At 62.3% G+C, this 23,835-nt stretch carries 19 protein-coding genes and 3 pseudogenes; 5 read left to right on the forward strand and 17 right to left on the reverse strand.

The annotated features are described in order from the left end of the window. Positions 1–1,354: 1,354 nt before the first annotated feature. A protein-coding gene (locus MVA47_RS09025; protein WP_247207003.1) for an IS3 family transposase occupies positions 1,355–2,499 on the forward strand; the annotation gives its coding sequence in 2 pieces (ribosomal slippage) (positions 1,355–1,622 and positions 1,622–2,499; 1,146 coding nt in all). Between the two features lie 171 nt (positions 2,500–2,670). On the opposite strand, the gene MVA47_RS09030 is transcribed toward MVA47_RS09025, so the two are convergent. The 4 genes from MVA47_RS09030 to MVA47_RS09045 all read right to left on the reverse strand — a co-directional run bounded on the left by MVA47_RS09030 (position 2,671) and on the right by MVA47_RS09045 (position 5,831). Further along, positions 2,671–3,744, reverse strand: a complete 1,074-nt coding sequence (locus tag MVA47_RS09030) for a site-specific integrase (RefSeq protein WP_247207550.1) — start codon at positions 3,742–3,744, stop codon at positions 2,671–2,673. Then, on the reverse strand, positions 3,744–4,601 hold the full coding sequence (locus tag MVA47_RS09035; protein ID WP_247207551.1) for a helix-turn-helix domain-containing protein: 858 nt from the start codon (positions 4,599–4,601) through the stop codon (positions 3,744–3,746). Before MVA47_RS09035 ends, MVA47_RS09030 begins: the two co-directional genes overlap by 1 nt. A gap of 202 nt (positions 4,602–4,803) precedes the next feature. Further along, entirely contained in the window at positions 4,804–5,574 is a 771-nt protein-coding gene (locus MVA47_RS09040; RefSeq protein WP_247207552.1) for a DUF2637 domain-containing protein, read from the reverse strand. Between the two features lie 29 nt (positions 5,575–5,603). Then, positions 5,604–5,831 carry a hypothetical protein gene (locus MVA47_RS09045; RefSeq protein WP_247207553.1) on the reverse strand — a complete coding sequence of 76 codons (228 nt, stop codon included), beginning with the start codon at positions 5,829–5,831 and terminating at the stop codon, positions 5,604–5,606. 469 nt (positions 5,832–6,300) lie between these two features. Here MVA47_RS09045 and MVA47_RS09050 point away from each other — a divergent pair, with 469 nt between their 5' ends. Next, positions 6,301–7,566: a helix-turn-helix transcriptional regulator gene (locus MVA47_RS09050; protein ID WP_247207554.1), complete on the forward strand. Its 1,266-nt coding sequence runs from the start codon at positions 6,301–6,303 to the stop codon at positions 7,564–7,566. On the opposite strand, the gene MVA47_RS09055 is transcribed toward MVA47_RS09050, so the two are convergent. Continuing rightward, positions 7,563–8,222 carry an HAD family hydrolase gene (locus tag MVA47_RS09055; protein ID WP_308280519.1) on the reverse strand — a complete coding sequence of 220 codons (660 nt, stop codon included), beginning with the start codon at positions 8,220–8,222 and terminating at the stop codon, positions 7,563–7,565. The genes MVA47_RS09050 and MVA47_RS09055 overlap by 4 nt on opposite strands. A gap of 300 nt (positions 8,223–8,522) precedes the next feature. After that, positions 8,523–8,684, reverse strand: coding sequence for a hypothetical protein (locus tag MVA47_RS09060; protein ID WP_247207556.1), 162 nt, complete (start codon positions 8,682–8,684; stop codon positions 8,523–8,525). A 488-nt stretch (positions 8,685–9,172) separates the two neighbouring features. On the opposite strand from MVA47_RS09060, the gene MVA47_RS09065 reads away from it, so the two are divergent. Beyond that, positions 9,173–11,215, forward strand: a complete 2,043-nt coding sequence (locus tag MVA47_RS09065) for a GNAT family N-acetyltransferase (RefSeq protein WP_374474364.1) — start codon at positions 9,173–9,175, stop codon at positions 11,213–11,215. A 1,027-nt stretch (positions 11,216–12,242) separates the two neighbouring features. Here the strand turns inward: MVA47_RS09065 and MVA47_RS09070 are convergent. Then, positions 12,243–12,542 carry a hypothetical protein gene (locus tag MVA47_RS09070; protein WP_247207558.1) on the reverse strand — a complete coding sequence of 100 codons (300 nt, stop codon included), beginning with the start codon at positions 12,540–12,542 and terminating at the stop codon, positions 12,243–12,245. Between the two features lie 394 nt (positions 12,543–12,936). On the opposite strand from MVA47_RS09070, the gene MVA47_RS09075 reads away from it, so the two are divergent. After that, positions 12,937–13,272, forward strand: coding sequence for a hypothetical protein (locus tag MVA47_RS09075; protein WP_247207559.1), 336 nt, complete (start codon positions 12,937–12,939; stop codon positions 13,270–13,272). 412 nt (positions 13,273–13,684) lie between these two features. Here the strand turns inward: MVA47_RS09075 and MVA47_RS09080 are convergent, their stop codons facing one another. Next, complete coding sequence (locus MVA47_RS09080) at positions 13,685–14,233, reverse strand: recombinase family protein (RefSeq protein ID WP_247207560.1); 549 nt, start codon at positions 14,231–14,233, stop codon at positions 13,685–13,687. A 349-nt stretch (positions 14,234–14,582) separates the two neighbouring features. Beyond that, positions 14,583–15,122, reverse strand: a complete 540-nt coding sequence (locus tag MVA47_RS27005; protein ID WP_308280626.1) for a type IIL restriction-modification enzyme MmeI — start codon at positions 15,120–15,122, stop codon at positions 14,583–14,585. On the opposite strand from MVA47_RS27005, the gene MVA47_RS09090 reads away from it, so the two are divergent. Next, positions 15,116–16,254, forward strand: a protein-coding gene (locus MVA47_RS09090) for an IS3 family transposase (protein ID WP_085948638.1) whose coding sequence is annotated in 2 segments (ribosomal slippage) — positions 15,116–15,386 and positions 15,386–16,254 — 1,140 coding nt in all. Because the reading frame shifts where the segments join, the coding sequence is not laid out codon by codon here. The genes MVA47_RS27005 and MVA47_RS09090 overlap by 7 nt on opposite strands. Before the next feature lie 54 nt (positions 16,255–16,308). Here MVA47_RS09090 and MVA47_RS09095 read toward each other — a convergent pair. From MVA47_RS09095 to dnaK, 8 genes and pseudogenes are all read right to left on the reverse strand, one after another. Next, a protein-coding gene (locus tag MVA47_RS09095) for an IS3 family transposase (protein WP_247207562.1) occupies positions 16,309–17,474 on the reverse strand; the annotation gives its coding sequence in 2 pieces (ribosomal slippage) (positions 16,309–17,187 and positions 17,190–17,474; 1,164 coding nt in all). A 47-nt stretch (positions 17,475–17,521) separates the two neighbouring features. Continuing rightward, a complete protein-coding gene (locus MVA47_RS27220) occupies positions 17,522–17,911 on the reverse strand; it encodes a hypothetical protein (RefSeq protein ID WP_374474366.1) in 390 nt (129 codons plus the stop codon). Further along, positions 17,912–19,545: pseudogene (locus MVA47_RS27225) on the reverse strand (ATP-dependent Clp protease ATP-binding subunit); the annotation flags it as partial. It abuts the gene before it with no gap. A 184-nt stretch (positions 19,546–19,729) separates the two neighbouring features. Next, positions 19,730–20,167 (reverse strand): annotated as a pseudogene (locus MVA47_RS27230) (Clp protease N-terminal domain-containing protein); the annotation flags it as partial. Then, positions 20,149–20,478, reverse strand: coding sequence for a chaperone modulator CbpM (locus MVA47_RS09105; RefSeq protein WP_006930777.1), 330 nt, complete (start codon positions 20,476–20,478; stop codon positions 20,149–20,151). The gene MVA47_RS09105 and the pseudogene MVA47_RS27230, both read right to left, overlap by 19 nt. After that, positions 20,475–21,413 carry a DnaJ C-terminal domain-containing protein gene (locus MVA47_RS09110; RefSeq protein ID WP_247207563.1) on the reverse strand — a complete coding sequence of 313 codons (939 nt, stop codon included), beginning with the start codon at positions 21,411–21,413 and terminating at the stop codon, positions 20,475–20,477. The genes MVA47_RS09105 and MVA47_RS09110 overlap by 4 nt, the downstream gene beginning before the upstream one ends. A gap of 6 nt (positions 21,414–21,419) precedes the next feature. Continuing rightward, positions 21,420–21,944: a nucleotide exchange factor GrpE gene (locus MVA47_RS09115; RefSeq protein ID WP_247207564.1), complete on the reverse strand. Its 525-nt coding sequence runs from the start codon at positions 21,942–21,944 to the stop codon at positions 21,420–21,422. Positions 21,945–21,952: 8 nt separating this feature from the next. Next, positions 21,953–23,835 (reverse strand): annotated as a pseudogene (gene dnaK / locus MVA47_RS09120) (molecular chaperone DnaK).

Below are 23,835 nucleotides of genomic sequence, written 5' to 3' on the forward strand. Positions count from 1 at the left end.
ACCCCCGCGCCGCGCTGCGGCCATTGGGTTGGGCCGCAAGCGGTACGAACATCCGCCAAGGCCCTGAGCGCCGTCAAGACTCGATCCAGGCCTTCATGGTCAGAAATCTCGTGCGGTCGCAAACATTTGACATTCTGATAGATGACGATCGATCAGGTGAAGCTGCAGATCTAGTTGGCATCCGGGTAGAGCGTGGAGACATCTTCGTGACACTCGTGCATTGCAGGTACTCCTCCCGTGCAGAACCAGGGGGTCGGTTAGCCGATCTATACGAAGTCTATGGTCAGGCAATGCGCGGCGCCCGCTGGCGCGATAACGGTGGGCTTGCGCTTCTCGAGCATCTTGACCGCCGAGTGCTGCCTACGGTCGCCCTCGACTTAGTTTCTGCGGTGTGCCGATGCTCTCGAGACTCGTGCAAGGGACAGCGCGCTCGGCAGTTGGGTCGGGCTCACGACGTCTAGTGTCTTAACTGTGGCGGTCGAGCAATGCGGTTTGTGTGAATGGCCCGCGCAAACTGTGGAACATGTCTTGCCGCGTTGGCTTCTGAAGAGGTGGGCCTCGGAGCCCAAGCCGTTCGTGGCATGGCGAAAGTCTGCGCCAATTTACTACACGCGCCGGAACCCCGTTCACAAGCCCCACGCCGTGGCCTGTCCTACTTCCAGTGTGCGTCAGTTGCAACTCGGCGCTCAACCGTCACTTCGAAGTAGGTGCGAAACCAGTTGTAAGACGGCTGCTTGATGAGGGTCTACCCCTCGGGTCATCTAGGGACGTGGGTTTAGTTGCAAAATGGGCGGTCAAAACTGTTGCGCTGATGGCCCATCCGGGGAGTCAGCATCAGATGCTCGCGAGTGTTCGCGATGAGTCCAAACGGTTCCGAAGCCAACCTTGGGATCCCTACCCATTTGAAATTGTCGAGGCCTCTCTGAAGGCCAGATTCATCCGGGACTCTCGCTTTGGGTCGCCGTCACTGCGGAGGCAGGTGGTCGTGCCGACCCGCCCTTCGATCCGGTTTACCTGCGGACTACGCATAGACGTGATGGAGCTGGAGGCCGAGGCGACTCCAGGATGCTAGGGCTGAGCTTCCCCGGCGGCCTTGTGAACTTCCAACTCGTGTTCCACCCCTTGCACGATCTTGTCCACCCGTTCGAGTCGGACGGCACGGTGAGGAGAGTCTGGCCTAACCCACCGGCACACCTCGATCTCAAGACGCTGCCACGGTTAAGAGGCGACTCGCGACTCGGTTCGGTCTTCCTCGAGAGCGGACTTGCCGTCGTGGCGTGTCCCCGGTAGATGAGTCCACGAGGTTTTAGAGTCTTTGTTGCCCCGACCTGGGGTTGGAAGGACGATGAACATCATGGCTGGACGGAAACGGCACTCCGCGGAGCAGATCGTGCGCAAGTTGCGCCAGGGCGACGAGCTGGAGGCGGCCGGAAAGACCTCTGAGGAGATCGCTGCCGAACTCGAGGTGTCGGTGGCAACGCTGTTCAACTGGCGCCGCCAGTACGGCGGTATGGACACCGACGCGGCCAAGGAGCTCAAAGAGCTCCGCGAGCAGAACAGCCGACTCAAACGTCTGCTCGCCGACGCCGAGCTCGAGAAGGACGCGCTGCGTGAGGTGGCCAAGGGAAAATTCTGAGCCCAGCTGCCAAACGCCGCGCCGTCGACATGCTCGTGGAAACACTGGGCGTGTCGAAGCGGTTGGCGTGCAAAGCTGTTGGGCTTGCCCGCTCTACCTACAGTCGTACCCCGATCGCGCAAACCACAGCCGACCCGGACGCCGAACTGCGTGGCTGGTTGCGCACATACGCCACCAAACACCCGCTGCACGGGTTCCGGCGGGCCTGGGCGGCGTTGCGCTTCGACGAGCACCGTGAGGTGAACAAGAAGAAAGTCCACCGCCTCTGGAAGGAAGAAGGCCTGCAGGTCCGCATCCACCATCCCCGCAAACGGGCCGGCCAATCCTCGGTTCCATTCGTGGACGCAGATGCACCGAAGGTGGTGTGGGCACTGGACTTTCAGTTCGATTCCACCATCGACGGCAAAGCGGTCAAGATCGCGTCGATGATCGACGAACACACCCGACTGTCGGTCCTGAACATCGTCGAGCGATCGATCACGAGCGACCGGTTGGTCGTCGAGCTGGGCAAAGCGTTCGCGCTGTGGGGTGGGCCGCCGCAAGTGCTGCGAATGGACAACGGACCGGAGTTCATTTCCCATGCGCTGCAACAGTTCTGCGACAAGAAGGTAGGTATCTCTTACATCCCTCCGGGCACGCCGTGGAACAACGGGCACATCGAATCGTTCAACAATCGCCTACGGAAGGAATGCCTGAACCGCAACCACTGGACCAACCTGCTCGAGGCACGCGTGGTCATCGAAGACTTCAAAGACGACCATAACCACCGACACCGGCACTCATCGCTCGGCTACCGAACACCGGCCGAGTATGCTGCCCAATGCACCCACCGGCATCATCCCGTGGAATGCGAGATTGACTAATTACCCGTGGCTCTACAACCACGTGGCCCGACTATCGGGACCTGCCAGTCGCGCTCGGGGCCGGAGAAATCGTCAAAGGCGGAGGTCTGGATTTCCCTGGCTTTGGTTGACCGACTCGGCAAAGTTCCGACGAAATCTTGAGGCTAACGGCTGCGAAGTGCTGCTGCGTCCTTACCCTGGGTCGAGTGAATCAAGCGCTGTAGCAATACTATCGAGCTCATCGTCGTAGAGGTCCGCGTACGTGTTCGCGGTGACGGTGATGGACGCATGGCCCATGGTCTTCTGCAGCAGCCTCAGATCCCCGCCGGCCATCCGCGCGAGTGAAGCGTAGGTGTGACGTAAGTCATGAACGCGCATGGTTGGACGCGAGATGGCAGCGATTGACTTCTTCCATTCGACGGCTCGCTTCCAATTCTCGATGTAGAGGCGGGAGCCTTTCGGCGACAGGATGGCCGGTTGTCCTGGTGGACGGCCGTGGACGCGCGCATTGAGCAGCGGCATGATCCGATCTGGGATCGGTACCGATCGCCTTCCGGCCCTGGACTTGGTGTTGCCCTCGACGAGCCTGCCACCTACTTGTGTGATCGAGCGGCGCACGCGAATGCGGCGGGCGATGAGATCGACGTCCTCGACGTTGAGTCCTGTGAGTTCGCCGAACCGTAAACCTGTGTACGCCAGGATGATTACGATGTCGCCTTGGACACCGCACTCTGCTGCGAGTTGGCTAACTTCGGACGTGGTCAGGTACGTGTGGGTGGTGTGCTTCATTGGAGGGAACTTCGTTCTGTTGGCGGGATTCTTGCCGATGAGCTTCCCGGAATCGATGGCGTGATCGAGGGTCATCTTCAGGACGCTGTGCGTCCAGCGGACCGAGCGCGGGCCCAGACCGGATTCGGTCATCGCGTTGGTCCAGGCTTGGATTGATTCGTGGTCTATTCGGGAGATGGGCCATTCGCCGAACTGCGGCTCAATTCTCAGACGCCAATTGTCGGTGTATCCACGACGGACCTTTGCGCTGAGATCGGGCCGTGAGGCGAGCCACGACTTGTAGACGAACGACAGCAGAGTTTTTCCCGAACGTGGGTCGGTGATGTCACCCGCTGCGCTGTTGACGGCGACCGTGGCTTCGAACCGGCGAGCCTCGCGTTCAGTGGGAAATGTCTTCTTACGCTTCGATCCGTCGGGCAGTCGCCACTGCACGTCGAAGCGAGCGCCGTTCTTCGTGTCGCGGCGATTGATTGGCACTACGCGCCTGCCTCTCGTGCCGCGGGGCTTGTGAATTGGTCGGACGAACCCGTTGGATTTCGGGCTGCTTGATGGCTGCACCTCGGGCAGAACGCTGCAGCGTCCGATCCGTCGGTCCGCGTGACTGTGATCGTGCGCGACCGCTCGTCTTCGCATTCACCGCACCACGGGAGAAGCGCCGTCCCGTTTGGTGCAAGTCCTCCCGGCGGCGCGGGGAGATCGGCGAGCCGCGTGACGAGCACGCGGACTGGATAGCGCACGCCGTTTGGATTGCGGGCGAGGTGCTTCGCGAGTTCGTCGACCGTCCAACCCGCAGCAAGAGCGGAAAAGACTGCGGGCGAAAGATGTCGACGATCGGCCCGACCGACCGTCCAAGGCGCAGGTAAGGCGTCGAAGACTCGTTCGGCGTCGTCCAGCGTGCTCGGTTCGGATGGGGTTTCAGTTGATGGGTTCAAGGGGTCTCGCTTTGGGTCTCCCGGGGGGTGTCGCTCTGACACCCGCCCGGTATGTCTTCGGGATGGGGGCCGTCCCGATTCGGGACGGGGGAGTGTCAATTCGGGACTGGGGTCAGAATCGACATGCGGAGCGTCGGGATGGTTCAAGAAGTAGCGGCTCGAGCGCTGGGCACCGGACTGGTGAAACTGGGCGCGGCGGGTCACATAGCCCTCTGCTTCAAGCCTTTGCAGCGCACGGAGGACGGTGCTTCTCCCCGCCCCCGATTCGGCCATCAAGGTCCGAACCGACGGGAAGCAGGAGAACTGTTCGTCAGCCTTGTTGGCGAGGAGGATCAGAATCAGTTTCAGGACTGGGGAACCTAGGTGGGCGTCGGTGGCCCAGTCGACGGCCTTCCAGCTCATTCCCTGTGGTCACACTCGAGTGGATTCGAGCCACTCGACTACATCTACTCTTGTCCACCGCCGGTGCCGGTCGCTGAGGCGAAGGTGATGGGGGCCGGGTGCATCAATCCCTCGCTCCCGTTTGGCCGCCCAATCGTGAAGCGTCGACACGGGAACTCCAGTGAGGTCTCGGACCTCGTTGGCGGTGAGCATGTCTCGATCGCTACCGGTAATGCGCATGGGGCTTTCCTTCCGTGGTGGTGTCGCCGGTCGGCGAGTCCGCCGGCAGTAGGTCGGGAAGCTGTGGCGTCCCGAGATCTGTGTCGGTCGCTTCTGCTGCTTTCGCGAGCATTCGGCCGACGGTCTTGTGGTGCACGCCTAGGTGGAGACCGATGCGCCGGTTGGACCACCCGGCGCTCTTCAAGGTCACCGCGAGGCTCGGGGCGCCGCTATCGGGTGGCGCGTGCTCTTCTTCGGTGTTTGCGGGTGGCGCGGAGTCCGCGGTGTCGCCGACTTCCAGTGGGACGGTCTCCGGTTTGGTGGCGACAGGCGCCGTATCGGCTGCTCCTGAGGTCTCCAGTGCATCGCCGTCCGGCGGGGCGTTGGGTACGCCGACGAGGAGCGCAAGGCCGTGGGTAGCTGCTAGCAAACTGACGGGTGCAACGGTGGCGACCGCAGCGCCGATCAGTGGCGCCAGTGTTCGACCGGTGGATACCGCAGCATGCAGGGCATTTCCCGCTACGGACACCGAGGCGGCGACTGTGAGTACCGCCCAGAAGAACCGGCGCGCGGGCTGTGCGCCACTGCGTGGCGCGAGCGCCACGACGCTAATCGTCGCCTGGAGGATGGCGCCGTCGACGATCACCGGCCAGATCCAGGCGAGTTCTTCTGGCTGGCCAGCTTGCACCGCGAGGTCGCTGAGCGCCGCGAACGAGAGTACGAATGCGCCGGCTGCGATAGCGATGGTGGTGCCGATGGCACTGTAGGTCGCCACGCGCAGCGGTCGTGATGCAGCACTGGCGATCACGCGCTTCGGGTCTGGCGACTTTGCCGGTGGTCTGCGCCGTCATGGTAGAGGTTGGCGACATAGTCCTGCGCCGACTGAAGCGAGTTCGCCAATGACTCGGCGTGATGGGCGGCTACGCTCAGCGCCGTCGCGGCCGCGTCCGCGCGTTCGACAGCGCACGCATGGTTGAGAGCGTCCTCGACGTCGCGGTAGTTGGTATCGCGCAGAGTGGGGTCTGCAGTCAACTGGGAGGCCCACTCCGCGATGCGCTTGTGCAGCTTCGAATGAAGCCGTGCCTCTTGCGACAGTGCGTCTAGAAGGGGAGGGGATTGCCCGCGGTCGCCCAAGGGCCGGCAGTCGCGGTGCCATCACGTGCGGTTTCCTCGAAATGCCTATCGAGATCGTCCGGTCCTCGGCCCGCATCGCCGCGGCGCTTGCTCCACACGCTCGGTGTCGCATAGTCGGTAAGTCTCTGGTTCCTCACGGTTGTCCCCGTCCTGCACTCGAGTCGAGTGCTCGCAGTCGTCTGGCGGTGACGTCGACTGGCGGGCTGTCGTCGATCGGGCCGGGTTGGGCTATCTGGACCGTTCGTCGGCGTCGGTTGAATCATCTGTCCAGGTAGCTGCATAGAAAAGGACGTAAAAGAGGACATGCATAGGACATAGCGAAGAAGCTGACGGTGACACGCGTCCGCAAAGCGCCTACCATCGAGCTATGACAACTCCAGGTAATGCGCGCCTTCGCGCCGCCCGCCAGAGTCTTGGTCTGCGGTCACAGGCCGCGTTGGCTGAGGCGGTGACGACTGCAGCGCGCGACGTTGGACTTCGCATAGCGGTGACAGCGCGGACGGTTCGTCGCTGGGAGTCGGCAACCCCGCCCTGGCCGCATCCCGAGCACGCGGCGGCCCTAGAAGCCGTGTTCCAACGGCCCATCACCGATTTGGGCTTTTCGCCGCCATGGTCAGGCGAAGCCGATGCCGGCTACGCGCCGCAGCGCACCCTCGATCCGACGGCGCGATCGTCGCATCCGCGGATCGGACACTCCGGGTCGATGCTGCCAGCATCGGCGGCCGCCGACTACATGTCGGTGACAGTCGCCCATCGGCGCCTGTATTGGTCTCTGCCGGCGGTGCGCCTCCACCGCGCCGTCGCCGAGCACGCACACCTGGGTGCCGACTTGATCGACCAGCTCGTAGGTGACCCCAAAACGCTTCTTGCGTCAGCAGTATCCGAATCTAGCCTGCTTGCAGGACGTCTCGAGTTCTTCGATCTGCAGAAACCTGAGGTAGCTCAACGCAGCTTCATACTCGCACTCCAGGCCGCGCACGAAGCGAACGACGCACTCCTCGGAGCGGCCGCGCTCGCACATATGTCGTTCGCGCCGGCGTTTTCGGGCGACAGCGGTCGAGCTGAGGAGGCTCGTGATCGGATTCGTGCAGCTCGAGCGTTCGCGCGGCGCGGCGACGCCAATTCGGCGATCGTTGCATGGCTTGATGCGGTGGAAGCCGAGGTCGAGACTCGGTTTGGAGATACCCGTCGGGCGCTGGGCCTCATTCACCATGCTGAGCAACAGTTCGCAGACGCAGACGGCCGGACTTCACCGGTGTGGTTCGACTGGTTCTCGGAGACTCGGCTCGCCGGATTCAAGGGGAACACCCAGATGGTCGCAGGTCAGGGCAGGGACGCTCGTAAGACGCTCGAAGGCGTGCTCGGGGACCTGCCGGATGAAGCGGTGAAGCAACGGTCGATCATCTTGGCCGACCTCGCGGCCGCGGCGGTTATAGAGAAGACGCCCGAGCGGGCGTGCGAGTACCTCGCGCAAGCACTGGATCAGCTTGGTCAAAACTGGTACGCGACGGCGATGGAACGAGTCAAAGCTGTTCGCCAGTCATTGCGGGAGTGGGAGTCGTTACCTGAAGTCCGCAGACTCGACGAGCGCCTCTATGACTGGCACACCACCGTCAACTCGCTTGTGGGCTAGTTCGATTTGCTGTTTTCTGCCGCGACGATGCCAGGCAGCTCATTGAGGCTGTGGATGCGCCAGTCGGAGAGCTCAGCGACCTCTGGGTTGTCCCGAAGGATCCATCCCCACGGACCTCGTTGGATGTAGGCGGTCTTGAGGCCGGCCTTCTTGGCCGGGGTGATGTCGTTGTCGATTCGATCGCCGACGTAAAGGATCTGGTCGGCTGGGACCTGCGCGGCGTCGATGACTCGCTCGAAGAACGCGACGTCCGGCTTCTGGACGCCCCAATCGTCGGACGTGGCGATGAAGTCCGTCGGCAGCTCAAGGCCGCGCAGCAGGCCGCCCGCGCGGACAGTTTGGTTGCCGGCGATGCCGACCCAGGTGCCGCTCTCACGCAGCTTGCTGAGTGCGGGGCGTACATCTGCGTATAGATCATCCTCGCCAAACCATTCAGGTTTACCGGCGTCGGCGCGCTCCTGGCGGGCTGTCTCTAAGTCGAATCCGGGCCTGAACACCTGGAACGTCTCGCGATAGTCCTTGCCGGAGGCAATGGTGGCGCCGAAGACGGAGACGAAGGTATGGCGGGGTACACCGAGCCAGTCGGCCCATGTCCCGTACTCACGGGTCTCGTCGACCAAGCACTCGCCGACGTCGAATACAACTGCTCTGATCACTTTGCCAGCCTACCTTCCGGATCCGGTAGAACGGGGACAGACAGGGGAAGCTTCAATATAACCAGCGTCGGATGAAAGGTGCCTTTGTACAACAAGTCTGGTCTGGTAGCCGCTGTACCGGCATAGGATAGTCGATAGTCGTGGTCAGTCGGGCGGCTAGGGAGTTCGTTGTCTTTGCATCTGCTCATTGAACTGTCGCAAAAGCCTAGTCTTCAGAGCACAGGATGGTCTCCCTGCTTATCCGATTTCGGCGATTGGGGTACCTAGTCCGAGCGAAGGGTCGAAGGGGTAAGGGAAAGGTCAGTCGACGATGCGACCAGATGTCCAGGTTTTAGGAGTCGTCCTCTGCGTCAATCGCGCTGCGATCAACGCGGCGATGTCTGCAAAGGCTTCTCGGCGACCGCGGGTGTAGTCGTCGTCGCCAGCCTTCGGTTCGCCTGCGGCGACTATCCAGTCCGTCACGTACTCAACAGCGTCGGAGAGGCTTGTGCAGTCCTCAGCGGTAAGAGCAGATCGGGCACTCCTGTCGCGAAGGTCTGAGGAGGTCGTCTTAAGGAGTTGGTAGTGAGCTCGTCAACCTGACTCACTGCGTTGCTGATAAAAATTGCAGCGCTGCCGTAGTCACCTCGCTCCGCGCGAAGCCATCCGTCGATACCAGCTACGTCGATGAGCACTCGGTGTTGGGCGTAGTCGAACGCATGGCCGGCAGGTACGCGGCCCGATGGAAGTGTCACGATTATTCCGTCGAGATGCTTTTGCGCCTCGCGAAGGTGATCGGGGGATATCTCGTATTTGGGCATTGGCTCATTCTTCCATCCGGTGGGTCCTTGAGTTCGCTGGCATTCTCCCAGTGAACTAGGATCTAAATCGCAGTCGAGGCTTCGTAATCGCGGTTGCTCAACCCTAAGGAGGTGGCGGAGTTGATTGCCTTCGATTGCCCGGGTCCGGGAATGCCATTGTTTGAAGAGGCGAAGGCACTTGGGGACTCGGAAGCGAGGTTCTTGGGACTGCTGCCGCACGCTGCGTGGGCCGACTACGCGCAACGCGGTCAGATTCTTGTTGCGGTTGATCCTAACCCTCGGGGACCCAATGGGCAGGGCAAGCTCGCCGGGTACGTCGCTTTTCGCTTGCCGCGGCAGGAAGTCGCGGTGGCTCACCTAGTGATCCACCCTGATTTTCGTGGTCGAGGCATCGCAAGGTTGTTGGTGGAGGAACTCCGCCACCGATACCCCGAACGTAGAGGACTCGCTCTCAATTGCCGTCGTGACTTCCCCGCGAGCAAGATGTGGCCAGTCCTTGGGTTTGTTTCAACTGGTGAAAGGCCAGGCCGTGGTCAAGGAGGGCTTCCTTTGACTCGGTGGTGGCTTGATAATGGGCATCCGGATTTGCTGACGTGGAATGGGCCGTCCGACTCCTTGCTATCGATCGTAATTGACACAAACGTGTTTATCGACATTCACGCGGGGGCAGATGGCGAAATTTCCGACCGAACGCGCGAAGTTCTCGATTCTCTCGGTGATCGTATAGAGGTGCTGGTGAGCCCGGAACTATTGAACGAGATAGAAAGGATAGACGACGCTGAGAAGCGACGAAGCCTGCGCGGGGCGGCACAAGCGTACTCGCGTCTGGTTGCCCCGCCGGATGAGATTCGCCGCCTTGAGGGTGAAATAGTTTCGGCCCTGTCCAAGAAGCCGGGGAGGATTCAGGACCGAAGCGATATCTTGCACATCGCTCATGCGGCCGCCGTGGGAGTGCGCGTAGTCGTGACTAGGGATCGGCCGGCCCTCAACAAACTGGCGGAAATCGTGGGTGACAAGTGCGGTGTTCTCCTTACAACTCCGTCAAACGTGGTGGCCCTTGTGGATGAGCTTGAAAATGAGTCAGCTTATGCACCAGTAGTTTTCATGCGTACTGACTACCAGTTGAATGAGATAGACTCCGGGAGTGTTCAAATGCTTCGGGGGTTCTTGAGCACGGGGACAGGTGAAAAGCTGGCGGCCTTTGAGCGTGAAACAGAGTTCTTGGCTGCAGCAAAACCCAGGTCGCGGCGGGTTGTTTGCCTATCGCCGACAGGGGAGCCGATTGCACTGGTTGGACTGGACTATTCGGGTTCGACCATTAATGTTAGACTCGCTCGAATGTGCCGCACGCCTATTGCGATCTCTTTGGCGGCCCAGATGACGGAGTATGTTAGACAAGTCGCAGCGTCGCTGAACTGTAGCCTCGTCAAGGTCACCGATTCGCACCTGCATTCAACTCTGCGAGATGCGTTTATTGCTGATGGGTATGCCGTTGGCAACTCGTCCGAACTTCTTGGACTGGTGCTTCCAACGGTTGCGCCTCGCACCGAGGCCGTAGACGCGATCTCAGAGGTTCTCGCCGCCGCCGGCGAGGCTGAACGGTTAGTTCTTCGTTCGCTTGTGCAGGAGGAGTCGTTCCACACTCCCAGCGGAGCAATGCGAGCAGAGCATGTCCTTCGCCCTTTCCGTCTGACTGACGCACCACTCCCGACGTGGCTCATCCCGATCAAGCCGCAATTCGCGGCTGACCTCTTCGGATGGCCGGAGCAGCTCTTCAACCGTCCTTCGTCTCTCGGAATGAGCCGGGAGCACGTCTACTACAAGGCGAGGAGTGCTGGGGAGTCGGCCCCGGGACGTACCCTCTGGTACGTAAGTGGCTACGGGCATCAGCAGATCATCGCGTGTAGCGGATTGGTCGATGTTGTTGATGGAGAACCAGATGTTCTCTATAGGAGATTTCAGCGGCTCGGGGTGTACACCCGCAGCCAGGTTCGTGCGACTGCCGGATCGCGACAACGAGTCCGTGCGCTGCACGTCACGGACACGGAGATCTTCCCCTACCCGGTGACACTGTCCAGACTGAAGCGTCTTGGCCACCAGCACGGTCAGAACGTTCAGCTAGTCTCGTCGACACGGATGATTGCCGGTTTGGCTGGCGAACTGTTGCGGGAGGGGCGTCTTGGCGGGGTTTGACAGACAAGATCTAGGTCATCGAGGTCTCATGTTGCTCTCGATACATCCAACTCACGTGGAGAAGATTCTGGCGGGCAGCAAGACGACTGAACTTAGAAGAACCCGCCCAGGTGTACTGCCAGGCCAGCCTGTTGCGATCTATTCAACAGCCCCTACGGGTGCGGTGGTTGCCACCTGCCGGGTGGAGCGCGTCGAACGCTCTTCGTTGCCTCGCCTTAGAAGGAATGCTTTGGGTAGCTCCTGCGTGTCGAGTCAGGAGTTTACGAGATACTTCGATGGTTGTGACTCTGGTACCGCCATACACATTTGTGATGTGCAAGCGCTCGCAGTTCCAGTCGCGCTGAGTCATCTGCGCGCGAACTCTAAGTACTCACCTCCTCAGACATGGCACTTTATCGATGAGCCGAAGCTGGCAGCGATGTTGGGCAACCATCCTTCGAGACGTCACTTTGATTCGATGTTCTGCGTGTAATCGAGGGACTGTCGGCTTCGGTTGAAGCTCGCGAGATGGTGTACCTGCCTATTTGCGCTGCGGCGTTGCTTTCTGAACTGGTGTGAACATCGATGCGAGGGGTGACTCAGACGTTGTTTAACGTCCGTGCTTTGCTCTAGACTGCTTGGTTGCTCCGCAACCGGTCGGAGCGCCTCCGGCGCACTGTGACCGGCCTCCGGCCGGCTAGATATTTTGCCCTTCTGGCCTTCCGATTCTGACCGGCGTCGACCGCCGCGCAAGTCCCGACTCCGCTGCGCTTCGGCCCTCCGGGCTCGCAAATTCTTAAACTTGCACTCGGCTTCGCCTCCCAGAAAAGTTTCCGCTCGAGTCTTGCGCTCTGTCCTCCTATGCTGGCCCAAATCTCCCTCGCCAGAAAGCAAAAAAATTGGCGGACAGCGGGTCTGCCGAACTAGGCCGGGAGGGTCACCATGAGCAAGGGCAGAGCGCGAGAGCTGTCCAACGACGAACGACGGATCGTAGGGAGCCGTCGCGAGCACACCCCCACGCCGTTGCCGTTGCGCACCAACGGTGTTGTCACGAACGTGAAACATCACTGCTTGCGGTGAGCAGCGCAGCCGGATCAAGGTGTTCGCAGCTGGCACCGGCGGCGCCATGTTGCAGGTCGAGTTTCCCGGCGTCACGATGCAGTTCACCAACTGCGAGCAGGTACAACTCGCGCTCGGACTGTTTGCGATCGCTCGTCAGGCGCGTATGGGCATGAGCAAGTTGTATGGGCTGCCCGGTGTCATGACGGAGACCAACGTCGAGGTGCAGACAACCATGATGTGGACACAGATGCCGATGGGAGCAGCGGCTCGTGATCAGTTCACGCACCCTGTCACCGGCAAGGTGTCGCCGTACGTGCGTCTCACAATCGCCCCGCTGACGTTCGCTTTGATGGACACGACCGCCATCGAAACGATGGTCGCTGCGATGAAGAAGGCCCACAAGTTGGCTGCGGCGACGTTCGACGACGGGGAGGAGTTCTCGCGGAACTCGGCCGCACCGAGGTGGCGGCCACGTGCGCAGCACAGCTACCGAATCACCGGGACGGGATGGCTGAAGACCGGACCACCGCAGAGAACAATCGCGACTAATCGGATTATCCCCAGGCTCGGAAGTTGTCCACAGCTCCGAGCCTGGGGAGGCGCTGGATGCCGCGCGGCCTGGGGGCCGCGCGGCATGCTTGTCGCTACCGAACCACTCGCGACCCGGCAAGGAAACCGTCATGATCTGCTGGAGTATCACTGCCCATGCCGCCTCGCATCCCGACGAGGGGATCCTCGATGCTGGTGCAAGCGACATGTTCACACATGCTCGTCGGTCTGCCGGCGCTGCCGCGTTTGCTGCGCTCATGGTGATCGCCGAGGAACACCCGCGGTCGTCACCGTCCGTAACCATCAGCGTCCACGACACTCCGCTCCTGCTCGCCTACGCAGGTCAAGATGCGGCAGGTCAAGTTGAACTGGGGCAGCTACTCGATGCGGTGATTCAGGTTGGCGAGACGGGAGTCGCGCACTCCACTTCTGTCTGGGGCACGGATGTCGGAACGTGGCCCGCGTGAGGTCGACTTCGTATCTGTCATCGATCCCCTAGTGGCCGCTCAAGACGATCCTCAGTGGACTGTTTGTGACAGAGGATCTCTGCTGGTCGTAACATTGTGTGCCTCCCATCTCGAGAGGGGCCACCATGGTGTCAGCAGGACAAAGCGGCCGGATAGTTTGCGTACGCATCCGCCGGGAGTCCGATGTGTGAGTGTTGCGACGCCGACGATGCGTCATCGGACGCCAGCGATCTTCCGGACATCGCGCTCGCAGCCATTTCGGCCGGGTTGGATCTGGTCCGATGGGATACAGAAATCGAGCCTGTGACCGTGTGCGAGGACGCCGAGCCGGGTTCCTCTAGGGAGCACTGACATACCTAAGCGCGGGTAGCGATTCGTTGTTGGAGCCCCGGGATCTCGCTTTGTGGTGCACCTACTTGAGATGGCGATAGAGGGTGGTCCGACCGACGCCGATCACTTCAGCGATCTCCGTGAGATGCATGCCGCTGTCGCGCATGCGTTTCGCTTGTTTGATTCTCGCCGGCGTCATCTTGGGTGGACGCCCGCCGACACGGCCACGCTCACGGGCCGCGGTGAGTCCGACTTGAGTCCGTTCACGGATGAGGTTGCGTTCGAACTCAGCGATCGCTCCAAAGATCGAGAAGATTAGCCGGCCGCCCGACGTCGTCGTGTCGATGGCCTCAGTGAGGGACTTGAACGCGACATCTTTTTCCCGGAACGATTCGACCGTTTGAAGAAGGTGCGGGAGCGATCGGCCGAGGCGGTCGAGTCGCCAGACGACAAGAGTGTCGCCAGGACGCAGATGCGTGAGCAGGTCGTCCAACTCGGGGCGCGACGTCGTTGCACCGCTCGCGGTGTCTATCCAGATCCGCGAGCAACCCGCGGCTCTGAGTGCGTCGCTCTGCGCGTCGACTGTCTGCTCGGCCGTCGACACCCTCGCATAGCCCAATAGTTCGCCCACGAGAGACGAGTGTTTCACAACCCATCCTGGTGTTGAATATTGAACCAGAGGTTTCTGACATGGGTTTCGACACTTCGTTTGTCGCTGGTCGGGCCCGTTTGGGCCCGACGTTCCATAAACGTTTGTTTTCGGGACACGTAGATTTTCTCAGTGGGGTTCGGAACTTGGGACTATCGACGGGGGCGGCGACTGCGGAGCAGACGGACAGTTGCGTGCGCGACGACTGTGTGAACCACCGTTACAGATGGACTTCTGTCCGGATTTTGCGTCAAGCAGTACAACGCAGCTCGACGTTCATGGGTTCCAGGGGAAGACGCTCGGGGATTTTAGCATCATGATTGAGTGCCCATCAGGACGAAGTCGTCTCAGAATTGGCCATCACTGCCGCGGCATATCGCTCGAAAAGGGCGGTGGACAGGTCGTAATCGTTGATAGAGGGGTCCAAGTTATACATTCGCAGCAGTTCGGCGTCTAGCTGAAGGTGACGCTCACGCAGTTTTGGGGGCATCCCGTCGCGGTCATACATCTGCGCGAGAGACATTCCGGGGAATTGAGCTCGCGCGTCCACAACCGCTGTTGCCATCTCGGTGATCAACGCACGCTGCGCCGTGTCTAACGAAAGGAAGGGGAATGTGTTGTAAACCGAGCCAGTGGAAATCTGGAAATCTGACTTCATCCTGCTTGATACGACGCTAATCCAGTTCGTGAATACTCTGCTCTGTAGGAATGCGAAGACAGCCATGTCGGCGGGAGCCACCCAGAATACAGAATTGTTGACGATGACGTCGCGCTCATATCTCGCTGAGGTGGGCCCTTCGTAGTGGTCCAGTTGTTGTGCGACTCTGTTGCCCGAGTGTTTGGGCAGGAAGAATCGACGACGACATGGCAGGTAGCAAGCGCCGGCGGCATACGCCGGATCAGATCATCCGCAAGCTGGCCGAGGGCAACAAGCTCCTCGGGACCGGGCAGGAGTTGGCTGAGGTGTGCCGGCATCTGGAGGTCACAGAGTCGACCTGGCATCGCTGGGTGGCCCAGTACGGGGGCATGAAGGCCAATGACGTCAAACGCCTCAAAGAACTCGAAGCTGAGAACGCTCGGCTCAAGAAGTTGGTCGCCAACCAGGCCCTCGATATCGACATGCTCAAGGAGATTTCGTCGGGAAACTTCTGACCCCGAACCGCAAGCGCAGCGCCGTGACGATGCTGCGTGAGCGGTTCGGGGTATCTGAGCGGCGAGCATGTGCTGTGGTGGGCATCCACCGCTCCACGATGCGACTGCACCCAGCGCCGATCACCGCGGAGGAAGCCGAGCTGCGGTCCTGGCTACGTGGGTTTTCCACCGACCGGCCCCGCTGGGGCTGGCGACGCGCCGCGATCGCCGCGCGCAAAGCGGGCTTCACGGTCAACAACAAACGCATCCGCCGCCTGTGGCGCGAGGAGGGGCTGCGAGTTCCCCAGCGCCGCAGGAAGAAACGGCTCACCGGAATCGGGACCGCGGTTGGGGCGATGTGCCCAATCCGGCCGAACGTGATCTGGGCGATGGACTTCCAATTCGACACCACCGCCGACGGCCGAACCATCAAAATGCTCAACGTGATCGACGAGTTCACCCGCGAAGCCCTGGCGATCCACGTCGACCGCGTCATCAACGCCGATGGCGTGGTTGACGTTCTCGACCGCCTGGCCCTGATACATGGTCCACCGTGCTACGTGCGGTTCGACAACGGACCGGAATTCGTCGCTCACGCCGTCAACGACTGGTGCCGATTCAACGGCACCGGATCACTATTCATCGACCCCGGCTCCCCGTGGCAGAACGCCTGGATCGAATCGTTCAACGGCCGCCTGCGCGACGAGCTGCTCAACTCCTGGCGCTTTGACTCCCTGCGCGAAGCCCGGGTCATCATCGAAGACTGGAGGATCGACTACAACGCCAACCGACCCCATTCGGCCCACCACGGACTCACCCCCGCCGAGTTCGCCCTACAGTGGACCACGACCCACCAACCCCAAGCCGCATAGCGACTGGACCATCGAATGGGTCGGGTCTGGTGCACGGATAGGTGACAGGGTTAGTCACGCGGCCTGAGGGGCCTCGTGGTTGATGATGGTCTCGAATTCAATGGGGGTCAATCTGCCGAGGCGGTCCTGTCGTCTGCGGCGGTGGTAGGTCCGTTCGATCCAGTGCACGATGGCGGCCCGGAGCTCGTCTCTGGTGGCCCAGGATCGACGGTCGAGGACGTTGTTCTGTAGCAGCGAGAAGAAGCTCTCCATCGCCGCGTTGTCACCACACGCACCGACCCTGCCCATCGACCCGAGCATGCCGTGCCGGGTGATGGCCTTCTGCATCTTCTTCGAACGAAATTGAGACCCTCTATCGCTGTGCAGAACGCAGCCGGCCACGTCCCCTCGCCTGGCGACAGCGCTGTTCAGGGCGGCCACGGCCAGGCGGGACTTCATTCTCGAGTCGATCGAGTACCCGACGATCCGGCCCGAGTAGACGTCCTTGATCGCGCACAGGTACAGCTTGCCCTCGGCCGTCCAGTGCTCGGTGATGTCGGTCAGCCACAGCTCGTTGGGGCCGGGCGCGGTGAAGTCTCTCTTGACGAGATCGTCGTGTACAGGCGGGCCGGCCTTGCGGTGCTTGCCGCGGCCTCTCTTGCTGATGGTGCTGGTCCAGCCGCCGGCGGAGCAGATCCGCCACGCCGTCCGCCGGCACATCTTCTCGCCTGCGGCTTCGGCCTCGTCGGCGAGGTAGCGGTAGCCGAACTCCGGGTCTTCGCGGTGGGCGTCGAACAGGGCGTTGGCCCGGTACGCCTCGGCGAGCTCGGCGTCGGTGATCGGGTTCTTGCGCCACCGGTAGTAGGGCTGGCGAGCGATCTTGAGTACCCGACACGCCACCGTGACGGGGATGCCGTCAGCGGCCAGCTCACTCACGAGCGGGTACCACCTTTTCCCGGCAGATTCGCTTGGGACAGGTACGCCGCCGCCCGGCGTAAGACCTCGTTCTCCTGTTCAAGCAGGCGCACACGCCGCTTGGCCTCGCGCAGCTCACGCGATTCGGCCGACGTGGTGCCGGGCTTGATCCCGGCCTCCACGTCGGCCTTGCGGATCCAGTTGTTCAGGGTCATCGGGTGGATACCGAAGTCGGCAGCGATCTGTTCGAGAGTCACACCGTCTTCACGGTTCTGGGCGACGCGGACAACGTCGTCGCGGAACTCCTGGGGATAGGGCTTGGGCACAGCTGGCATCCTTCCAGGCCGCCCGGCAGGGCAAGCCAGATCAGATGTCACCTACTCGTGCACCAGCCCCCGTGCGATTGTTCCGTATATGCGACGGACAGTTCGCCGTCATCGACCGTGACATCGATGGTGCCGCCCGGTTCGATTTCGCCGCGCAACAGCGCACGACCGATCTTGGTCTCGACCTCATGGGCGATATACCTGCGCAGGGGTCGTGCACCGTAGACCGGGTCGAAACCGTGTTCGGCGATGAGCCGGCGTGCTTCCGGCGTGATATTCAAGTGTATCTGTCTCTCCGACAACCTGTTCCGAAGATCGGCGAGCTGCAGCTCGACGATGTACTCGATCTGGGGCAGCGTGAGCGGTGTGAACAACACGATGTCGTCGACCCGGTTGAGGAACTCGGGACGGAAGTGCCCGCGCAGTTCCGCCAGCACCCGCGCCCGGGCGTCCGGCTTGATCTCGCCGTCCGCTGTGACTCCCTCGAGGAGATGCTGGGATCCGATGTTCGAGGTCATGATGATCACCGTGTTCCGGAAATCGACCTGCCTGCCTTGAGAATCGGTGATCCGGCCGTCATCGAGCACCTGCAGCAGGGTATTGAAGACGTCGGCATGGGCCTTCTCGATCTCGTCGAAGAGCACCACGGAGTACGGCTTGCGACGCACCGCCTCAGTGAGCTGACCCCCCTCGTCATACCCGACATACCCGGGGGCGCACCGATGAGCCTACTCACCGTGTGCCGCTCCTGGTACTCGCTCATATCCAGGCGCACCATGTTGTCTTCGCTGTCGAAGAGGGCACTGGCCAGCGTCTTTGCGAGCTCGGTCTTCCCCACACCTGTCGGTCCCAGGAAGATGAACGAACCGATCGGCCGGCGCGGATCACGGATACCCGACCTTGCTCTGATTACCGCGTCTGCGACCAGTTGTACCGCCTCGTCCTGACCGATGACCCTCTCGTGCAGGATCTCGTCGAGCTTCAACAGCTTCTCCCGCTCGCCTTCCTGCAGTCGAGCGACCGGGATACCCGTCCATGCGGCCACGATCTCTGCGATCTCGTCTTCGGTGACCACCTCGCGCAGCAACGGATTCCGGCCCTGCCTGGTAGCCAATTGCTCCTCCGCCGCCTCGAGCCTGCGTTCCAGCGCGGTGATCTCGCCGTACCGCAACTCGGCGGCCCGATTGAGGTCGTAATTGCGTTCGGCCTCCTCGGCCTCGTGGCGTAAGCGTTCCAGCTCTCCCCGCAGCTCCTGCACCCGACGGATCGCTTGGCGCTCCGCCTCCCACTGAGCGTGCCGGGCGTCGGCCTCGGCCCGCAGATCGGCCAGCTCCTTACGCAACTCCTCGAGGCGCGTCTTGCTGGCCGCGTCCGTTTCCTTGGACAGGGCGGCCTCTTCGATTTCCAGCCGGGTCACTTTCCGGGTGAGTTCGTCGAGTTCGGCGGGCATCGAGTCGATTTCGGTTCGTAGCCGGGCGCACGCTTCATCTACCAGGTCGATCGCCTTGTCCGGAAGGAAACGGTCGGTGATGTACCGGTGCGAGAGGGTCACGGCGGCCACCAGTGCGCCGTCCTGGATCTTCACGCCGTGAAACACCTCGAGGCGTTCTCGAAGTCCGCGCAGAATCGAGATTGCATCCTCGGCACTGGGCTCGTCGACGAGAACGGTCTGGAATCGACGCTCCAATGCTGCATCGGATTCGATGTGCTTGCGATACTCGTCGAGAGTGGTGGCACCGATCATGTGCAGTTCGCCGCGGGCGAGCATCGGTTTGAGCATGTTGCCGGCGTCGAGAGATCCCTCGCCGCCGACCGATCCTGCGCCGACGACGGTGTGTAACTCGTCGACGAACAACAGGATGCGCCCCTCGGCCGCTTTCACCTCGGACAGCACCGCCTGCAGCCGTTCCTCGAACTCGCCGCGGTACTTCGCGCCGGCCACCAGGGAACCCATGTCGAGCGAGAAGATCGTTTTGTCGCGTAGGCCCTCGGGCACGTCGCCGCGGACGATCCGCTGGGCGAGTCCCTCGACGATCGCGGTCTTGCCGACGCCGGGGTCGCCGATCAGCACCGGATTGTTCTTCGTTTTCCGGCTCAGGATCTGCGTTACCCTGCGGATTTCGGCGTCTCGCCCGATGACCGGATCGAGTTTGCCTGCTCGGCCCTCGGAGACGAGGTCGCGTCCGTACTTCTCCGAGCGCCTCGTACGCCCCCTCCGGGCTGGCCGAGGTGACGCGCTGGTTGCCGCGCACTGTGGTCAAGGCGGCGAGGAAGGTCTCTCGTGTGACCCCATGGCTGGTGAGAACCCGTCCGGCCGCACTGGTCGACCCCTCCTCGGAGAGGGCCATCACGAGATGCTCCACCGACACGTAGGAATCCTTGAGTCGCTTTGCCTCTCGTTCGGCGGCGTCGAGCAGTTTGGCCAGGCGCTGGGTGATCATCACCTGACCGGGCGTCGCACCGGGGCCTCTGACCTTCGGCCTACGCATGAGTGCCTGTTCCAGATCGGAGCGTAGGGCGTCGACGTTCGCACCGGCCTGCTCGAGCAGTCGCGGTACGAGCCCTTCCTGCTGATCGACCAACGCGAGCAGCAGGTGCTCTCCGTCGACCTCGGTGTGGCCCATTCTGGTCGCGATGTTCTGGGCCTCCTGCAGGGCTTCTCGTGACCTTTCAGTCAGACTGCCGGTGTCCATGGGGGTGTCTTCCTTCCGTGGGACGCTGCTTCGAGTTTCTCGATTCGATCCAGCAGATCGAGCACGAGCCCGATTGCCGAGTAGTTCAGGCCTAGACCCGTCCGTAACCGTTGGATGCGGGCAGCGTGGGCCACTGCTGACGGTTCGAACAATATTTCGCCGCCGGGGTCGCGGCGTGCGTCGATCAGGCCGAGAGCCACAAGCTTTCGTGCCAGGTCGGGGTGCAGCCCGGTACGTTCGGCGAAGACATCCAGCGACATTCCGGTACGGCGAACCAATATGTACTGGGTGCCCGGGGTCGGGGTGCTCATGGCTGTTTCCTCGGATCGAAGTTCGATTCGGCGGCCAACTGTTCGAACAGCTCGCGTTCACGTGCTGTCGGTTTCGGCGGCACCATCACCTTGATTTCGGCGTAGAGGTTGCCGTTGGCGCCCCGCGGATTGGGCATTCCTTCTCCGCGCAGGCGAAGCTTCCGTCCCGTCGACGAGCCCGGCACCACTTTGACTTTCGCCTCGCCACCCGGGGTGGGAACGACGACGGTCGACCCGAGGACCGCCTCCCATGGCGATACGGGCAGGTCGACGTAGATGTCCCGGCCCTGGACGCGGAACCGGGGATGCGGCTTGATCCGCACCACGAGGTACAGATCCCCGGGCGGCGCGTCGCCGTTGCCCCGGCCGCCTTGCCCGGCCAGCCGGATTCGCTGGCCGTCCAGGACACCGACCGGAATGTCGACGTCGTACTGCCGTCCGTCCAGACGGAGAGTGCGTTTGCCGCCCCGATACGCCTCTTCCAGGGTCAGTTCCAGTTCCGCTTCCTGATCGGCGCCGGGAATCGGCCCGTACCCGCCACCGCCGCCGAACATCTGCCCGAAGAGGTCCTCGAAGTCGACGCCGCCCTCGCCACCGACACCGCGACCGAAGTGCACCCTTCTGCCCCCGCCCCCACCGCCGTACCCGCCGCCGCCGAACCCGCCGCCGTACCCACCGGCGCTTGCCCGGACCCGTTCGTCGTAGTCCTCGGGCACACGCCGGAAGTCGTCACCGAATCGGTCGTAGCGTTTCCGGGTGTCCGGGTCGGACAACACCTGGTAGGCCTCGTTGGCCTCCTTGAACCTGTCCTCCGCAGTGGGGTCCTTGTTCACGTCGGGGTGATACTTGCGGGCCAACTTGCGGTAGGCCTGCTGGATTTCGTCGGTGCCGGCGCCCCGAGAAACCCCGAGCACTTCGTAGTAGTCACGCGCCATCGGTGCTCACCCCTCGGGGCGGCTGACGACCACCGCGGCGGGACGCAACTGCCGCCCGTCCTCTCCATAGCCCGGGCGCAAGACCTCGACCACGGTCCCGGAGGGAAGGTCGGGTTGGGCCACCACACTGACCACTTCATGGAGCTCCGGAGAGAACGGCACACCGACCTCGTCGTGGCGCTCGAAGCCGAACCGTGACAGCACCTGCACCGCCTGATCCCGGATCGCCTTCACACCCTCGACGACGGCCTGAGGATCGCTGCCCGCATGGGCCAGCGCAAGCTCCAAATTGTCCAGGACAGGCAGCCACGCCGCGGAAACCTTCGCCACCTCCGCGGCGCGTTCACGATCCAGATCCTTGGCATACCGCTTGCGCAGGTTGTCCAGATCTGCGAGGGCCCTGCGCCAGCGGTCCTCGAGTTGAGCCAACTCGGCCCCCGTGTCGGTGCGATCAGGCGCCGTCTCGGTCTGATCCCCGTCGGTACCGTCGGTAGCCGGCTCGGTCGTCGAATGATCAGCAGACCTCTCCATCAGGTGCCTCAGCTCCGATCGAACTCGGCGTCGATCACGTCGTCATCATCCGACGACGCAGCCTCTGCGCCGCCGCCTGGTGTCCGTCGCCGCCGCCGGCTTGGACCGGCGCGAGCCCGTAGAGCAGCTGCTGCAGCTCCGAGGTCAGGGGCTCTATCTCCGAGGGTGAAGCACCGTCTTTCACAGCCTTCCTGGCGTCGGCGATCAGCATCTCGGCACGCGCCTTGTCGTGCGGGGGCGCACTGTCACCGAGTTCGGCGAGTCGCCGTTCCACCTGGTAGGCAACCGAATCGAGCGCGTTGCGTGCGTCGACCGCCTTGCGCAGCTCCTCGTCCTCACCCCGGTTCCGTTCGGCCTCCGCAAGCATGCGCTCGACCTCACTCTGGTCCAGGTTGCCCTGCTCACTGATCGTGATGCTCTGCTCCTTGCCGGTGTCCTTGTCGCGGGCGGTGACGTTGAGGATGCCGTTAGCGTCGATATCGAAAGTGACTTCGACCTGGGCCTCGCCACGTGGCGCGGGGCGGATGTCTTCCAGCCGGAACCGGCCGAGGACCCGGTTGTCGGCGGCCCGTTCGCGTTCGCCCTGCAGCACCACGACGTCCACGGCGGACTGATTGTCTTCCGCCGTGGAGAACACTTCGCTGCGCCGGGCCGGGATCGTCGTATTGCGCTCGATGATCTTGGTCATCACCCCGCCCTGCGTCTCGACGCCGAGGGACAGCGGGGTGACGTCGAGCAACAGTACGTCGGAGACCTCACCTTTGAGCACGCCCGCCTGGACTGCGGCACCGAGCGCCACGACCTCGTCCGGGTTGACGCCCATGTGGGGGTCCTTACCGCCGGTGAGCCGGCGAACGAGTGCCTGTACCGCCGGAATGCGTGTCGAACCACCGACCAGGATCACCTCGTCGATGTCGTTGGCGGTGATCTTGGCGTCACTCATTGCCTGCTTTACCGGACCGAGGCAGCGTTCCACCAGATCTGCCGTCAGGTCCTCGAACTTCGATCGCATGATCGTGGTGGTGAGGTGTTTGGGACCGTTCGCGTCTGCGGTGACGAAGGGCAAGTTGACCTGGGCTTGAGTTACCGAGGACAACTCGACCTTGGCTTTCTCCGCGGCCTCGAAGAGGCGTTGCAATGCCTGCGCATCCTTGCGCAGATCGATGTTCTCCGCGCTCTGGAATTCGTCGGCAAGGTAGTCCACCAGGCGTCGGTCGAAGTCGTCTCCGCCGAGGTGGGAGTCGCCGGCCGTCGAGCGAACCTCGACTACTCCCTCGCCGACATCGAGCAGACTCACATCGAAGGTGCCGCCGCCGAGGTCGAAGACCAGTACGGTCTCGTGGGTCTGCTTGTCCATGCCGTACGCCAGTGCCGCCGCGGTCGGCTCGTTGATGATCCGCAGGACCTCGAGGCCCGCGATCCGGCCGGCGTCTTTGGTGGCGTTGCGCTGCGCGTCATTGAAATAGGCCGGAACGGTGATGACCGCTTCCTTCACCTTCTCACCGAGGAACTTGCTCGCGTCATCTACGAGCTTGCGCAGCACGAGGGCACTGATCTCCTCCGGCGCGTACTTCTTTCCCCGCACGTCGAATCGTGCCTCACCGTTGTCACCCGGCACGACGTCGAAGCTGACCGCTTTGGCCTCCTCGGAGATCTCGTCGTAATGACGTCCGATGAAGCGTTTCGCCGAGTAGATCGTGCCCTTCGGATTCAAGATCGCCTGCCGTCGGGCCAGCTGACCCACCAGGCGCTCGCCGCTATCGGTGAACGCCACCACCGACGGCGTCGTCCGCGCACCCTCGACATTGGAGATCACCACCGGCTCGCCGCCTTGCCAGCTTGCGATGACCGAGTTGGTGGTGCCCAGGTCTATACCCACAGCAGTCGCCAT

The sequence above is a fragment of the Williamsia sp. DF01-3 genome (assembly GCF_023051145.1).
In the GTDB taxonomy this organism is placed as follows: domain Bacteria; phylum Actinomycetota; class Actinomycetes; order Mycobacteriales; family Mycobacteriaceae; genus Williamsia.

What these genes read in the sequence shown, in the direction of transcription:
- MVA47_RS09035 (WP_247207551.1), bottom strand. Translation starts at nt 4,601, where the DNA reads ATGAGCTGGAAGGCCGTCGACTGGGCCACCGACGCCCACCTAGGTTCC.
- MVA47_RS09050 (WP_247207554.1), top strand. Translation starts at nt 6,301, where the DNA reads ATGACAACTCCAGGTAATGCGCGCCTTCGCGCCGCCCGCCAGAGTCTT.
- MVA47_RS09065 (WP_374474364.1), top strand. Translation starts at nt 9,173, where the DNA reads ATGCCATTGTTTGAAGAGGCGAAGGCACTTGGGGACTCGGAAGCGAGG.
- MVA47_RS09075 (WP_247207559.1), top strand. Translation starts at nt 12,937, where the DNA reads ATGATCTGCTGGAGTATCACTGCCCATGCCGCCTCGCATCCCGACGAG.
- MVA47_RS09105 (WP_006930777.1), bottom strand. Translation starts at nt 20,478, where the DNA reads ATGAGCACCCCGACCCCGGGCACCCAGTACATATTGGTTCGCCGTACC.
- MVA47_RS09110 (WP_247207563.1), bottom strand. Translation starts at nt 21,413, where the DNA reads ATGGCGCGTGACTACTACGAAGTGCTCGGGGTTTCTCGGGGCGCCGGC.
- MVA47_RS09115 (WP_247207564.1), bottom strand. Translation starts at nt 21,944, where the DNA reads ATGGAGAGGTCTGCTGATCATTCGACGACCGAGCCGGCTACCGACGGT.